Here is a 13375-nt window from a genome sequence, read left to right on the forward strand (position 1 = left end):
AGTCCCCGAGTAGGAGAACAGCCCCGCATGCGGAAGATACTCGTCGTAGGAGCCGGCCAGTCCGGTCTCCAGATCGCCCTCGGACTCCAGTCGCACGGGTACGAGGTCACCCTGATGTCGAACCGGACGGCGGACGAGATCCGCTCCGGCCGGGTCATGTCGACGCAGTGCATGTTCCACACCGCACTGCAGCACGAGCGCGATCTCCAGCTGAACTTCTGGGAGTCCCAGGCCCCGAAGATCGAAGGACTCGGCGTCTCGGTCGCGGCCCCCGGCTCGCACGACCCGGGCCCGACGCAGCGTGCGATCGACTGGGTGGGCACACTCGACGGGTACGCGCAGTCCGTGGACCAGCGGGTGAAGATGGCCGGCTGGATGGAGACCTTCGCCCAGCGCGGCGGCCAGCTGGTCATCCACGGCGCGGCGGTCTCCGACCTCGACTACTTCTCCCGTACGTACGACCTGGTCCTCGTCTCGGCGGGCAAGGGCGAGCTGGTGTCCATGTTCGGCCGGGACGCCTCCCGTTCGCCGTACGCCGAGCCGCAGCGCGCCCTCGCCGTCTCGTACGTCCACGGTCTGGGCCCCCGCCCCGAACACCCCGACTACGACGCGGTCCGCTGCAACCTGGTCCCCGGCGTGGGCGAGCTGTTCGTCATGCCGACGCTCACCACCTCCGGCCGGGCCGACATCCTCTTCTGGGAGGGCATACCCGGCGGCCCGCTCGACGTCTTCAACGGCGTCAAGGACCCGGCGGAGCACCTCTCCCTGACCCTGGAACTCATGGAGAAGTTCACGCCCTGGGAGTTCGAGCGGGCCAAGCAGGTCGAACTGACCGACGCGGGCGGCACGCTGGCAGGCCGCTACGCCCCCACGGTCCGCAACCCCATCGGCCGACTGCCCGGCGGCGGACTGGTCCTCGGCGTCGCGGACGTCGTCGTCGCCAACGACCCGATCACCGGCCAGGGCTCCAACTCGGCCTCCAAGTGCGCGGCTTCGTATCTCGCATCGATCCTGGAGAACGGCGAGAAGGAGTTCGACGAGACCTGGATGCAGGCCACCTTCGACCGCTACTGGGACACCGCCCAGCACGTCACCAAGTGGACGAACGCGATGCTCGCCCCGCCGCCGGAGCACATCCTCAACCTGATCGGCGCGGCCGGCCAGCTGCAGCCGGTCGCCGACCGCTTCGCCAACGGCTTCAACGACCCGTCCGACTACGAGAACTTCTTCTACGAGCCGGAGAAGACCGCTGCCTACCTCGCGGAAGTGACCGGCTAGGCGTCCTTGCGGCGCTGGTCCGGACGTACGGCTCCCAGGATCGGGTACGACGCGACCGGCGAGACCCTGACCGTCTCGCCCGTCCGCGGCGCCTGGATCATCATGCCCTCGCCCAGGTACATCGCCACATGCGTGGCATCCGGGAAGTAGATCACGAGGTCGCCCGGGCGCAGCTTCTTCAGCGGGATCCGCGGCAGCCGCGCCCACTGCTCCTGGCTGGTGCGGGGGATCGGCCTACCGGCCTTGGCCCAGGCCTGAGACGTCAGACCCGAGCAGTCGTACGACTTCGGGCCCTCCGCTCCCCACCGGTACGGCTTCCCGATCTGCCGCACCGCGTACCCGAGGGCCCGGTTGCCTTTCCGTGAGGGACGGCGTGTGCTGCTCAGCACGCCGGACGCCATGAGCCGCTGCTGCGCCGCGTCGGTGCCCTTCTTCTCCAACTCGCCGAGCGCGGCCAGCTGTCCGGGGGTGAGGGAGGCGAGCAGTTTCTCGACGTCCCTCAGACGCGCCTGAACGTCGTCGCGGTCCTTCTTCTGCCGTTCGGCGAGGGCGAGTTGACCGTCGAGGGCCTTCCGCGCCGCGCGGTCCAGCTCGCCGGCCTGCTTCTCACTCGCGGTCAGCCGGCCGACCGCCTCGACCCGCTCCCGCGCCAACTGGCCGATCACATGCCCCTCGTCGAGCGCCTGCTGCGGGTTGCGGGCGAGCAGCAGGCGTACGTACGCGGAGATCTCGGTGCTGCCCTGGTACTGCTGTCTGGCCAGGCGTCCCGCGGCGACCCGGCTGTCGTGCAGCGAGCGGCGGGCCAAGGCCAGTTCGCGGTCGAGGCGGGCCACTTCCGCGCGCTGCTTCGTCAGCTTCTCCGCGGTGGCGTTGTAGGTCTCGGTGGCCTTCTCGGCCTCCCGGTACAGCCGCTGGAGGTCCGTCAGCTGCGCGGCGACGGTACGCCCGCCGGGCTCCGGCCCGGGGACGGCCGCGGCGGGCGGCGGTACGAGGAGAGCGCCGGCGGCCATCGCCACCGTACAGACCAGGCGCAGCAACTTTCCTGACACATCATCACCTCCGGTGCGGGGCAGCCCCTCTGCTCCGCACAGTCAGGTGTTGACGTCTCTACGGCGAAAGACGCGCCGCGTGTGCGCTGATCGGCGCAACCTCGTCACCCGTCGGTGTCGTCCGGCTTGCGGTTCGGCGTGGCGTCTGGATCGGCGTCCGGCTTGGACCACGGCCACTTCAGCTTGCCGTCCGTGGCCTTGCCCTCGGGGTCGTACGTGTACTTCCACCCCTGCGGCAGCCCGAGCCGCTTGCTGTGGCCGCGCGGGACGCGCCGGTAGACGAGCACGGTGGGCGAGCCTCCGGCGGCGTCCGGTACGGGGATGCGGTACGTCTTGGGCGGGTGCCCGGTGGGGCCCACGAGGACGGGCAGCACACGGCCGTCCATCGGCCCGCCCTCGAACGGTGTCTCTTCGCTCTTCACGGCACCAGTCTCAGACATCCTCGGCCAGCGCCTGCACCAGCGCGGCGGTCTGCGGGTCCCGGGCCGCGGTCACCGAGAGGACGGCCACGAACTGCTCGACCAGCCAGTCCCGCAGTTCGTCGAGCGGCGGCTGCTTGTCCTCGTCGAGCCAGATCAGGGAGGCCGCCTCGACCGCGGTGATCCACATCCGCACCGTCATCCGCAGCAGCAGCCCGGGGTCCGTGACCTCCAGATGACTCAGGATGTGCTCGGCGGCGGCCCTCCGCACCCCGTCCACGATGGCGGTCGTCCGGGACGTCTCGACCACGCTGCCGCCCTGCAGCAGCGCGCTGAACCCGGCGTCGTGCTGGTCGACGAAGGCGAGATACCGGTCGAGAGCCCGGGCCAGCCTCGGCAGCAGGGGCCCGACCCGTGCCTCGTCGAAGCACTGCTGCAACTCGTCCGCCGCGGACCTCAGCGCAGCCTCGTACAGCTGCTGCTTGCCCCCCGGGAAGTACCGGTAGACCAGCGGCCGCGAGACCCCGGCGGCCTCCGCCACGTCATCGAGGGAGATGTCCTCGGGGGCGCGGTGCGCGAAGAGGTTCAGCGCGGCGTCGAGGAGCTGGCTTCGCCGCTCCTCGACACTGAGTCGACGGTACGCGGGGGCGGAGGGGGTCATGCCTCGCAGGGTAGTCGGCCGGGTGCGGGTTCGTTGTGGCTGGTCGCGCAGTTCCCTGCGCCCCTTCAGGGGCGCAGGGAACTGCGCGAGCAACCCCCACCGACCCGCAGACTGCATCAGGCCAGCAGCCCCGATGACCGCCACAGCCGTCGGCCGACACCCCGCAGCACCCCGATGTCATCCAGGAAATCAGTCAACCGCTTCGCCCCGGTCTGCATGACCTCCCGCCGATGCCCGCTGTCCCGCACCTGCGCCATCGCCTCCCGCTTGTCCAGCCCGACATTCGTGTACACCTCGGGGTTGACGAAGGCGACGGAAAACACCCGCGCGAACTCACCGGACGTCACCCTGGTGAACTCCTGCGACCACCGCGGCGCGGTGACCATCTGCCGCCGCAGCTCCTCCCGCGCGTACCGCACATGCCGAGCCTCCTCCACGACATGGATCCGCGTGACCCCCCTGATCAGCGGCTGCACCCGCTCGTCCGGAAACGTCAGCCGCTGCATCCAGTCGAGAACCTCCTCACCGAGGAGCGTGGCCGTGAAGGACCCGGGCGTGGTCGAGATCGTCTTGAACAGCCGCCCCAGGTTCTGGTGCACCCGGGCCACCGGGTACCACGGCGCGTCCCCGCGCGAGATCAGCCGCGCGAACATCTTCGAGTGCCGGCACTCGTCCTCGATCTCCGTGAGCGCGTACCGCACATGCGCGCTCGTGGCCGCCTTGTCGTAGATGTGCCGGACGAGCAGCTGCATGAGAATGAGCTCGAACCAGATTCCGAGGGAGGCCAGCGCCGCCGCCTCGTGCTGCGACAGCAGGATCCGCTGCTCCTCGCCCATCCGCTTCCACAGGGGCGTGTCGTACAGCGACACCAGTTCCGGCGGCCAGAACCACTTGCCCTCCTCGAAGGGCGCGTCCCAGTCCAGTTCCTTGTCGGGGTCGAAGGAGTGCTTGGCGGAGGAGGCGAGGAGCCGTTCGGCCACTTGTTCGCGGTCCTTGAGCAGCCCGAGCGCGTCGCGCAGACCGTCCAGCGCGTCGGCTTCCGTCAGGGTCGTCATCTTTCTCCCACCTCTGTTACCCGGGGTCACATCCTCCACCGCTTATGAGACTGCTTGTCAGCAAGCTCGTCAATCCCCTGTGCGCGACTTGTTGACCCGGCGTCTACCACGTGTGAGCCTGCGAGGCATGCCGACTTACGACCTGTACGCCAAGGACTCGGGAGACCCTCTCTGGCAGGTGCCGGCGACCGGCGCGGCCCGCTTCAGCTGGGAGTACGACGACGGCCGCGACCGCCTGCTCGCCCTGTACCAGAAGGGCAAGGACAAGCAGTGGGACGGCCGGAAGCGGATCGACTGGGATCTCGAAGTCGATCCGTACGACCCCCTCGGTACCCCCGACGAGTCGATGTCGCTGTACGGCACCAAGCACTGGGCCAAGATGACCGACAAGGACAAGGGCGAGCTGCGCAAGCACTACGCCTCCTGGCAGTTCAGCCAGTTCCTGCACGGCGAGCAGGGCGCGATGATCTGCGCGGCCCGGATCGTGGAATCGGTCCCCGATCTGGACGCGAAGTTCTACTCGGCGACCCAGACCATGGACGAGGCACGGCACGCGGAGATCTACGGCCGCTTCCTGCACGAGAAGATCGGGATGCTCTACCCGATCAACGACAACCTCCAGTCCCTGCTCGGCGACACCCTCCGCGACAGCCGCTGGGACATGCCCTACCTCGGCATGCAGGTCCTCATCGAGGGCCTGGCGCTGGCCGCCTTCGGCATGATCCGCGACACGACGGACAAGCCGCTCCCGAAACAGATCCTCGCCTACGTCATGCAGGACGAGGCCCGGCATGTGGCCTTCGGCCGGATGGCGCTGCGCGACTACTACAAGCAGCTCACCGACGCCGAACTGCGCGAACGCGAGGAGTTCGTCATCGAGGGCTGCTATCTCATGCGGGACCGGCTGCGCGGGGTCGAGGTCCTGGAGAACTTCGGCATCCCGACGGCCGAGGCGGAGGAGTACAGCGAGCAGTCCGAATTCCTCGCGCTGTTCCGGCAGTTGCTGTTCTCCCGCATCGTCCCCTGCGTCAAGGACATCGGCCTGTGGGGCAAGCGGCTCCAGCAGGCGTACGTCGACATGGGCGTGTTCGAGATGGGTGACTCGAACCTGGACCTGTTGATGGCCCAGGACGAGGAGATCGCCGAGCAACTGGACGCGGAACGGTTCGCGGTGGAGGAGCGGGAGCGGGTCGCGGAGGTGGAGGAGGCGATCGAGGCGGGGGCCGCCGAGGAGTGACGGATCACGCGCATGCAGTAACGTTCTGACGTGTCCACGCCTCAAGGCCCGTACGGGCCGCAGAACCCCTACGGCCAGCCGCCGCCGCAGGGTCCTTACGCAGCCGGCCCGAATGCTCAGCAGCCGTATGGCCAGCCGCTCGCACCGCAGCCGCAGCCGCAGCCGCCGTACGGAACCCCGTATGCCCAGACCCCGTACCCCCAACAGCAGCCCTACGGCTGGGGCGCGCCGCCGATGTCGCCGCCTCCGTCGAAGCGGCGGACCGGGTTGGTGTTCGGCATCGTCGGCGGAGTCGTCGCCATGATCGCGGTGGTGCTCTTCGCGGGTTCGAAGATGGCGAACAGCGGCTTCCCGGAGGCCGAGTACGAGCTCTCGCTGCCCAAGACGCTGGAGAACGGCCGCTACCAACTCGCCGAGGACCTCTCCGACTCCGAGGGTCGAAAGCTCCAGGACCAGGCGGCCGGGGCCTGGGACGGCAAGCTCGACGGGGTCGTGGTCGGGCACTATGGCCTGGGCGGTGACCAGGCGAAGGGCACACTCGCGGTGACGGGCATGTACGGCCGGTTCAAGTACCCCGACTCGATCCGGAACGGGATGATGAAGGGCGGAGGGGACGCCGAGGGCGCCAAGGTGGCCGTAGGGCCGAAGGACTTCCACCCGGACGGCTCCGACGGCCTCACGATCACCTGCGAGGTCAGCACCCAGACGGAGCTCGGCACGGAGGTGACGGTCACCCTCTGCGGCTGGGCGGACGACAACACGAGCGGGTCGATGGCCGAGGCCGCGGCCGCCACCAGAACCCAGAACCCGGCCGACGTGGACCTGAACAAGGCGGCCGTGGCGACCCTCCAGGTCCGCTCGGAGATGCGGAAGGCGATCGAATGACGTGAACGTCAACCGTGCGCTCGGCTGTCACTCGCGGGAGGGGCGATCTGGCGTTCTGCCTGGGTAGGCTGGCCGTGTCTGCCAGGCTCCACCGCATGGGAGTGATCATGAGCGCCGCACGCGAGTACGGGCTGGACGAGGACTATGAGTGGGCCCGTCCGCCGGAGGGTGGCTGGACTGCGGACGACCTTGATGAGCTTCCCAACCTTCCTCCGCACACGGAGCTGATCGATGGGAGCCTCGTCTTCGTGAGTCCGCAGACCAATTTCCACTCACGTGCGATCCGCCTGTTGGACAACACCCTGCTGGGTCAGGTCCCGGATGAGCTGGATGTCATCCGCGAGATGACCATCAAGCTCAACAAGCGCAATCGACCGGAACCCGATGTCCTGGTGTTCCGTGCCGGGGCTGACACGGGGCCGAAGCAGACTTGGTATCGCCCGGAAGACGTCGTGATCGCCGTTGAGGTCGTCTCGGAGGACTCCGAGGACCGTGACCGGGAGGTCAAGCCGCGAAAGTACGCCGAGGCAGGCATTCCGCACTACTGGCGTGTCGAGGAGAACGAGGGGCTTCCGGTGGTCTACGTCTACGAACTCGACCCCGCGACCCAGGCCTATGGCCTGACCGGCATCTTCCACGACAAGCTCAAGCTGACCGTCCCGTTCCGCATCGATATCGACCTCACCGCGATCAACCGCCGCCGCTAGACCGAGCACCCCAGATCCTCTGGAACCGCCAGTGACACCGGCTCCGCCCCTTGCGGCGGGAACGACGTCCGCAGCGTGAAGGCATACGGCGTCGGACCGTTCGCCCGCAGGTGCAGCAGGCGTTCCTCCGCTTCCGCCACCGTCGGGCGGTGGCCGGACGGGACCCACCACAGGGCCACCATGGCCTCCTCCACCCGCTCGAAGAACTCCCGGCGGCGGGCCAGCATCTCGCGGTGGCGGCCCTGGTACATGTACGCGGTCAGGGCGTTGGTGTCCCGCCACACCGACATGTTGATGATCAGCCACTCGTCGCCGAAGACCGCGATGTCCGTCGCGTCGCCCCCGTCGGACTGGAGCCGCCAGACGAAACCGTCCGCCGTGTCGGCGTCGGCGTTCACGGGGTCGAGGTTGTCGACGAAGGCCTTCAACTGCGGTGAATCCAGCGGGGCTTTGAGGCGTCCGATGTTGACCTGGGCGAGTTGGTACGCGGCATCGGGTGTCGTCATGGACCGAACGATAGGTCGGGAGGGCCGCGCGTTCCCAGACCCCGTCTCAGCATGTGAGCAATGTCCGCCTTTCACAGTCCTCCCACCGTCCGAGTGAGCTCCTGTGCACCGGCACCTTACGGCGGAGAAACCGCGCTCTGACCGGCCCGTCCGTAGTCTCGGCGAGCATGACGGGGAACGTATCGACCACCCTCCGACCTGCCTGGTTCCGCCTGCCCGCGCTGCCCGGCTGGAACTCCATCCGCGGCCGCATGGCCATCGTCCTGGCCGTCCCGACCTGCCTCCTGCTCGCCCTGACCGGGCTGGGCGTGGCCGGCCGGGCCTCCGACTGGTCCGCCGCACGGGCGACCGAGGCGCACGTCGGCGTCCTGCTGCGCGTGCAGGACGTCGTACGGGAGGTGCAGCGTGAACGCGGCCTCACCAACGGGCTGCTGGGCGGCGCCGAGGAGTACCGGGACGACGTACGCAAGCAGCGGGAGCGGACCGACGCGGCGGAGGAGAAGCTGACGGCGGCCCTCGACGACGAGCGCGGCGACCTGCCCCGCGCCGCCGTCACCGCCCTCGACGCCGCCGAGCTTCCCCTCGCCGCGCTCACCTCCACCCGTACCGGCGTGGACGCCGGCACCGCCGACCGCACCGCCACCCTGAACACCTACACCAAAGCCGTCACCGCCCTCATCGACGCCGAGTCCGCCGGGGCGCCGGGCGGTGACGGCCGGATCGCCCAGGGGGTGCAGGCGCTCCAGGCGCTCGCCCGGGCCACCGAGGCCGTCGCCCTCGAACGCGGCTCCCTGAACGGCGTGTTCGCGGCGAAGCACTTCCGTTCCGGCGAGTACCTCGACTTCACCGAGATCCGCGCCACCCGCGTCGCCGCCCTCGGCCAGTTCCGCCAACTCGCGGGCGGGGCACAGGAGTCCGCGCTCGACAAGGCCTTCGCGACCGCCGCCGCCCACCGGGTCTCCGGGTACGAGAAGCAGGCGGAGTCCGGCGCCGACGGGTCCAGGCTCGACGTCGCCCCCGCCCGCTGGTGGGCCGACATGACCACCCTCGTCGACGACCTGCACCGCGTGCAGAAGCAGGTGGGCGACGACGTACGGGCGCAGGCGGCGGACACCGGCGACTCCGCCACCCGGGAACTCGTCGGCTACCTCGCCCTCGGCGCGCTGATCCTCGCCGTGGCCACCGCCCTCGCCGTGGTCTCGGCCCGCTCGATCACCCGCCCCCTCGGAGCCCTCGCCGACGAGGCGGACGCCGTCGCCGGGCACCGGCTGCCCGAAGCGGTCCGGCGCATCCAGCAGGCCGACCCGGACACCCCGCCGCCCGCGCAGGAAGGCAGCGCCGGGCTCCCGGGCAGCGCTCGGGAGATCACCCGCCTCGCCGCCGCGCTGCGCAACGTGGAGCGCACCGCCGTCGACCTCGCCGCCGAACAGGCCGTGCTACGACGCAACAGCACCGAGTCCCTGGCCAGCCTCGGCCGCCGCAACCAGACCCTCCTCAACCGCCAGCTCGGCCTGATCACCACCCTGGAGAGCCAGGAACTCGACCCGGACGCCCTCGGGGAGCTGTTCGAGCTCGACCACCTCGCCACCCGCATGCGCCGCAACGCCGAGTCGCTGCTCGTGCTGGCCGGCGAGGAGTCCCCGGCCCGTTCCTGGTCCGGCACGATCGCCGTCGCCGACGTGGTGCGGTCGGCCGTCGCGGAGGTCGAGCAGTACCAGCGGGTCACCGCCGTCGACCTCGAACAGGGCCGCATCCGCGGTCACGCCGTCGCCGAACTCTCCCATCTGCTCGCCGAGTTGGTGGAGAACGCCCTGATGTTCAGCCCGCCCAAGCAGCCGGTCGAGATCTACGGCTGGCGGGACGGCACCGAGTACTGCCTCGCCGTCGTCGACCGGGGGATCGGCATGACACGGGAAAGGATGGCGCAGGCCAACTCCCTGCTCACCGGCCGGGGCGGCGCCCTGCTCGCGGCCCCCACCCGCTTCCTCGGCCACCATGTCGTCGGCGCCCTCGCGGCCCGCCTGGGCGCCCACGTCGAACTGCGCCCCACCCAGGGCACGGGCGTCACCGCATACGTCGCCCTGCCGGCCAAGCTGGTGCAGGAGCAGCCGTCAACTGCTGTTGTCGGGTGAGGGGTTCAGCACGATGGGTGTGCCGGTTCGGGTGATCGGCGTGCTCCTCGTCGCCCCGGCCGTTTCCCGGCCGCCATGTGGTCGGAGCTTGCCGGGACGGACGTCAACTTCCGGTGTCCGGTGAGGAGTTCAGTACCGCCTGCATCACGTCGCGGGCGATCGGCGCGGCCACACCGCCCCCGGTGATGTCCTCCCGCTCCGCCGACGCGTCCTCCACCACCACGGCCACCGCGACCTTCGGCACCACCTCGCGTTCGCTCTGCGCCCAGGACACGAACCAGGCGTACGGCATACCGGCATTGCCGAGCCCGTGCTGGGCGGTGCCGGTCTTGCCGCCGACGATCGCGCCCAGGATCGCGGCGTTCGTGCCGGTGCCGTCCGTCACGACGTCCTCCATCAGCTGCTTCATGACGTCGGCGGTCTCCGGGCGCATGGCCTGGCGCACCGGGCGCGAGCCCGCCGTGGTCATCGTGGCGCCGTTGCCCGTGGTCGTCCGCTCCACCAGATACGGCGCGCGCACCTGCCCGGCGTTCGCCACGGCCGCCGCCACCATCGCCATCTGCAACGGCGTGGCCCGCGTGTTGTACTGCCCGATCGACGACAGCGCGAGCTGCGCCCGGTCGACGGAGGTGTCGAAGGTGCTCGGCGCCACGGAGAAGGGGATCCGCAGCCGGGCGTCGTTGAAGCCGAAGGCCTTCGCCGCGGCCCCCATGCGCTTCACCCCCACATCCACACCGAGCTTCGCGAACACCGTGTTGCAGGACCACGCGAAGGCCTCCCGCAGCGGGGCGTCCTCGCAGCCGTCGCCCTCGTTCATCAGCATGGTCGTGGTACCCGGCAGCCGGTACGGGTCCGGCGAATCGGTCGGCCGGTCGATGTCCAGGACGACACCGGAGTCCAGCGCGGCCGCCGCGGTGACCACCTTGAACGTCGAACCCGGCGGATACGTCTGCCGCACCGCCCGGTTGAGCATCGGCTTGTCCGGATCCTCGTTCAGCCGGGTCCAGGACCGCTCCGTAGCCGCGGCGTTCCCCGACAGCACGGCCGGGTCGTACGACGGACTCGACACCAGCGCCAGCACCCGCCCCGTCGCCGGCTCGATCGCCGCCACCGCACCCCTGCGCCCGTCGAGGCCCTCGTACGCCGCCTGCTGCGCCGCCCGGTTGAGGGTCGTCACGACGTTGCCGCCCCGGCCCTGGGCGCGCGTGAGGTCACCCACCAGGGGGAACGGTGAGAGCATCGGGTCGGTGCCGGACAGCACGGAGTCCCCGGTGTGCTCCAGCAGCGTGGTGCCGTACACCTGCGAGGCGAAGCCGGTGACGGGCGCGTACAACGGGCCGTCCGTGTACGTCCGTTCGTAGCGGAGCTGCTCGCCGGAGTCCCGGGAGCCGGTGACGCTCTCTCCGCCGACCAGGATGTTGCCGCGCGGCCGCTCGTAACGGGCGATGGTGGCACGGCGGTTGGCGGGATTGTCGTCGAATGACCTGGCGCTGAAGATCTGGATGCGGACGGCGTTGACGAGGAGCGCGACGAGGAGGAGGGCGCAGAAGAACGCGGCGTGCCGGATGTGCTTCGCCATCAGGGCGCCACCTCCCCGTTGTACTGACGCCGTGCCGAATGGCTCACCCGGATCAGCAGCGCCACGATCGCCCAGTTGGTGACCAGCGACGAACCGCCCTGCGCGAGGAACGGCATCGCCATGCCGGTCAGCGGGATCAGCCCGGTCACACCGCCCGCGATCACGAACACCTGCAGCGCCACGATCGAGGCCAGCCCGACCGCCAGCAGCCGGCCGAAGGGGTCGCGCAGGGCGAGGCCGGCCCGGTAGCCGCGCTCCACGAGGAGGCCGTAGAGGATGAAGAGCGCGGACAGGCCCGCCAGGCCCAGTTCCTCCCCGGCCGTCGCGAGAATGAAGTCGGACTTCGTCGCGAAGCCGATGAGGATCGCATGGCCGAGGCCCAGGCCGGTGCCGAGGACGCCGCCCGCCGCGAAGGCGAACAGGGACTGCGCGACCTGATTGGGGCCCTGCCCCGCCTCGATCGTCGCGAAGGGGTGCAGCCAGTCCTGGACCCGGCTGTTCACATGCGGTTCCAGCCAGCCGACGGCCACCGCGCCCGCGGCGGCCAGCAGCAGTCCGACGGCGATCCAGCCGGTGCGGCCGGTGGCGACGTACAGCAGAACCACGAACAGGCCGAAGAACAGCAGCGAGGTGCCGAGGTCGCGCTCCAGCACCAGCACGCCCACGCTCAGCAGCCAGATGGCGAGGATCGGACCGAGCACCCGGCCCGTGGGCAGCTGGACCCTCCGGAACCGCCAGACCTGACGCCCGGTGTACGCGAGTGCGCTGCGGTTGGCCGCCAGATACGCGGCGAAGAACACCGCCAGCAGCACTTTCGCGAACTCGCCCGGCTGGATGGAGAATCCGGCGATCCGCACCCAGATGCGGGCGCCGTTCACGGCCGGGAAGAGGATCGGGAGCGCAAGCAGGAAGAGCGCGGCGACGACCCAGACGTACGCGTACCGCTGGAGCACCCGGTAGTCCCGGAGCATCAGCACGAGCACGATGAACAGGCTCACGCCCAGCGTGGACCACACGAGTTGGGCGGGAGCGGCACGGTCGTGGGGGGTTTCCAGGTCGAGCCGGTGGATGAGCACCAGACCGATGCCGTTGAGCAGCACGCCGATCGGCAGCAGCAGCGGGTCGGCGTACGGCGCCCGCAGCCGCACCGCGCAGTGGGCGAGCAGCGCGAGCACGCCGAGCCCGGCGCCGTAACCGGCGGCGCCGGGCGGGACGGTGCCGTTCCTGGCGAGGCCCACGGCGCAGTAACCGTACACGCAGAGCAGTACGGCGACGACGATGAGGGCGAGTTCGATGCCACGGCGCCGGGGCAGGCGGGTCACGGGAGCGAGGGTGTCCGGGGTTTCCGCCTGTGCCACGGTGGGTCCGGCGTTGGTCATGTCCGGAACCTACCCAAATAGTCGGTCTTGTGATCTCAGTGCCTCAGCACCAGCGCGGTTCGCGACCGGTGACGTCGATGAAGCGGGCCGCGCCCCACGCCCAGGTGCCGTCCGGGAGGAGGTACCAGAGGTTGTTGCCGTCGACGCTCTGGCCCGGGGTCTTGCAGAAGATCGAGACCACATCGCCCCGGTGGGCCACCCGGATCACCTGGCTGCCTCGGTTCGGCGCACTGCGCAGAAACAGCGTGCCCGCGGTGACGACGCCCTGCGCGAGCCGGTCGTGGTGGTGGTCGTCCCCCTGACCGAAGCCGGGGTCCCCGCCACCGTCGCCCCATTCGTCGTCCGCGAGGGCGGGGGAGACGGCCGCAGAGCTGACGAGAGCACAGGCGGCGGTGGCGGTGGCCAGGCGTATGAGGGTGGAGCGCAGGGACATGGGGGATACCTCCATGAACGGGGGCGAAGCTGACTATTCGCCACATGCCAGCCAC

13 protein-coding genes are annotated in these 13375 nt (G+C 70.0%); 5 read left to right on the forward strand and 8 right to left on the reverse strand.

All coding sequences use genetic code 11. The features are described 5' to 3' along the window. Window positions 1–27 precede the first annotated feature (27 nt). Window positions 28–1278, forward strand: a complete 1251-nt coding sequence (locus EDD92_RS31380) for a styrene monooxygenase/indole monooxygenase family protein (protein WP_123967437.1) — start codon at window positions 28–30, stop codon at window positions 1276–1278. Here EDD92_RS31380 and EDD92_RS31385 read toward each other — a convergent pair. The 4 genes from EDD92_RS31385 to EDD92_RS31400 all read right to left on the reverse strand — a co-directional run bounded on the left by EDD92_RS31385 (window position 1275) and on the right by EDD92_RS31400 (window position 4462). Beyond that, window positions 1275–2327, reverse strand: coding sequence for a C40 family peptidase (locus tag EDD92_RS31385; protein WP_260326870.1), 1053 nt, complete (start codon window positions 2325–2327; stop codon window positions 1275–1277). The two genes, EDD92_RS31380 and EDD92_RS31385, sit on opposite strands and share 4 nt — an antisense overlap. Before the next feature lie 104 nt (window positions 2328–2431). Next, window positions 2432–2749: a hypothetical protein gene (locus EDD92_RS31390; protein WP_123967438.1), complete on the reverse strand. Its 318-nt coding sequence runs from the start codon at window positions 2747–2749 to the stop codon at window positions 2432–2434. A gap of 10 nt (window positions 2750–2759) precedes the next feature. Next, on the reverse strand, window positions 2760–3407 hold the full coding sequence (locus tag EDD92_RS31395) for a TetR/AcrR family transcriptional regulator (protein ID WP_123967439.1): 648 nt from the start codon (window positions 3405–3407) through the stop codon (window positions 2760–2762). Window positions 3408–3523: 116 nt separating this feature from the next. Beyond that, the gene (locus tag EDD92_RS31400) at window positions 3524–4462 is read right to left on the reverse strand and encodes a diiron oxygenase (RefSeq protein WP_123967440.1); all 939 of its coding nucleotides are present in this window, start codon (window positions 4460–4462) and stop codon (window positions 3524–3526) included. A gap of 127 nt (window positions 4463–4589) precedes the next feature. Here EDD92_RS31400 and EDD92_RS31405 point away from each other — a divergent pair, with 127 nt between their 5' ends. The 3 genes from EDD92_RS31405 (at window position 4590) to EDD92_RS31415 (ending at window position 7291) form a co-directional block, all read left to right on the forward strand. Continuing rightward, window positions 4590–5699, forward strand: a complete 1110-nt coding sequence (locus EDD92_RS31405) for a ferritin-like domain-containing protein (protein ID WP_123967441.1) — start codon at window positions 4590–4592, stop codon at window positions 5697–5699. A 30-nt stretch (window positions 5700–5729) separates the two neighbouring features. Beyond that, complete coding sequence (locus EDD92_RS31410) at window positions 5730–6584, forward strand: hypothetical protein (protein WP_123967442.1); 855 nt, start codon at window positions 5730–5732, stop codon at window positions 6582–6584. A 107-nt stretch (window positions 6585–6691) separates the two neighbouring features. After that, window positions 6692–7291 (forward strand): Uma2 family endonuclease, encoded by a 600-nt coding sequence (locus tag EDD92_RS31415; RefSeq protein WP_030928797.1) that lies wholly within the window; start codon window positions 6692–6694, stop codon window positions 7289–7291. Here the strand turns inward: EDD92_RS31415 and EDD92_RS31420 are convergent. Next, entirely contained in the window at window positions 7288–7797 is a 510-nt protein-coding gene (locus EDD92_RS31420; RefSeq protein WP_123967443.1) for a DUF3291 domain-containing protein, read from the reverse strand. The two genes, EDD92_RS31415 and EDD92_RS31420, sit on opposite strands and share 4 nt — an antisense overlap. A 167-nt stretch (window positions 7798–7964) precedes the next feature. Here EDD92_RS31420 and EDD92_RS31425 point away from each other — a divergent pair, with 167 nt between their 5' ends. Next, entirely contained in the window at window positions 7965–9929 is a 1965-nt protein-coding gene (locus tag EDD92_RS31425; protein WP_123967444.1) for a nitrate- and nitrite sensing domain-containing protein, read from the forward strand. Between the two features lie 103 nt (window positions 9930–10032). Here the strand turns inward: EDD92_RS31425 and EDD92_RS31430 are convergent, their stop codons facing one another. The 3 genes from EDD92_RS31430 to EDD92_RS31440 are packed head-to-tail and all read right to left on the reverse strand — an operon-like array spanning window position 10033 to window position 13320. Then, window positions 10033–11508 carry a penicillin-binding transpeptidase domain-containing protein gene (locus EDD92_RS31430; protein ID WP_123967445.1) on the reverse strand — a complete coding sequence of 492 codons (1476 nt, stop codon included), beginning with the start codon at window positions 11506–11508 and terminating at the stop codon, window positions 10033–10035. Then, the gene (locus EDD92_RS31435) at window positions 11508–12887 is read right to left on the reverse strand and encodes an FtsW/RodA/SpoVE family cell cycle protein (protein WP_185124184.1); all 1380 of its coding nucleotides are present in this window, start codon (window positions 12885–12887) and stop codon (window positions 11508–11510) included. Before EDD92_RS31435 ends, EDD92_RS31430 begins: the two co-directional genes overlap by 1 nt. A 43-nt stretch (window positions 12888–12930) precedes the next feature. Further along, the gene (locus EDD92_RS31440; RefSeq protein ID WP_123967446.1) at window positions 12931–13320 is read right to left on the reverse strand and encodes an SH3 domain-containing protein; all 390 of its coding nucleotides are present in this window, start codon (window positions 13318–13320) and stop codon (window positions 12931–12933) included. Window positions 13321–13375 lie beyond the last annotated feature (55 nt).

It is taken from the genome of Streptomyces sp. TLI_185 (assembly GCF_003814765.1).
Taxonomy (GTDB): Bacteria; Actinomycetota; Actinomycetes; order Streptomycetales; family Streptomycetaceae; genus Streptomyces.

Coding starts and splice junctions, on each gene's coding strand:
- EDD92_RS31380 (WP_123967437.1), top strand. CDS start 28: ATGCGGAAGATACTCGTCGTAGGAGCCGGCCAGTCCGGTCTCCAGATC.
- EDD92_RS31395 (WP_123967439.1), bottom strand. CDS start 3,407: ATGACCCCCTCCGCCCCCGCGTACCGTCGACTCAGTGTCGAGGAGCGG.
- EDD92_RS31400 (WP_123967440.1), bottom strand. CDS start 4,462: ATGACGACCCTGACGGAAGCCGACGCGCTGGACGGTCTGCGCGACGCG.
- EDD92_RS31405 (WP_123967441.1), top strand. CDS start 4,590: ATGCCGACTTACGACCTGTACGCCAAGGACTCGGGAGACCCTCTCTGG.
- EDD92_RS31415 (WP_030928797.1), top strand. CDS start 6,692: ATGAGCGCCGCACGCGAGTACGGGCTGGACGAGGACTATGAGTGGGCC.
- EDD92_RS31420 (WP_123967443.1), bottom strand. CDS start 7,797: ATGACGACACCCGATGCCGCGTACCAACTCGCCCAGGTCAACATCGGA.
- EDD92_RS31425 (WP_123967444.1), top strand. CDS start 7,965: ATGACGGGGAACGTATCGACCACCCTCCGACCTGCCTGGTTCCGCCTG.
- EDD92_RS31430 (WP_123967445.1), bottom strand. CDS start 11,508: ATGGCGAAGCACATCCGGCACGCCGCGTTCTTCTGCGCCCTCCTCCTC.
- EDD92_RS31435 (WP_185124184.1), bottom strand. CDS start 12,887: ATGACCAACGCCGGACCCACCGTGGCACAGGCGGAAACCCCGGACACC.
- EDD92_RS31440 (WP_123967446.1), bottom strand. CDS start 13,320: ATGTCCCTGCGCTCCACCCTCATACGCCTGGCCACCGCCACCGCCGCC.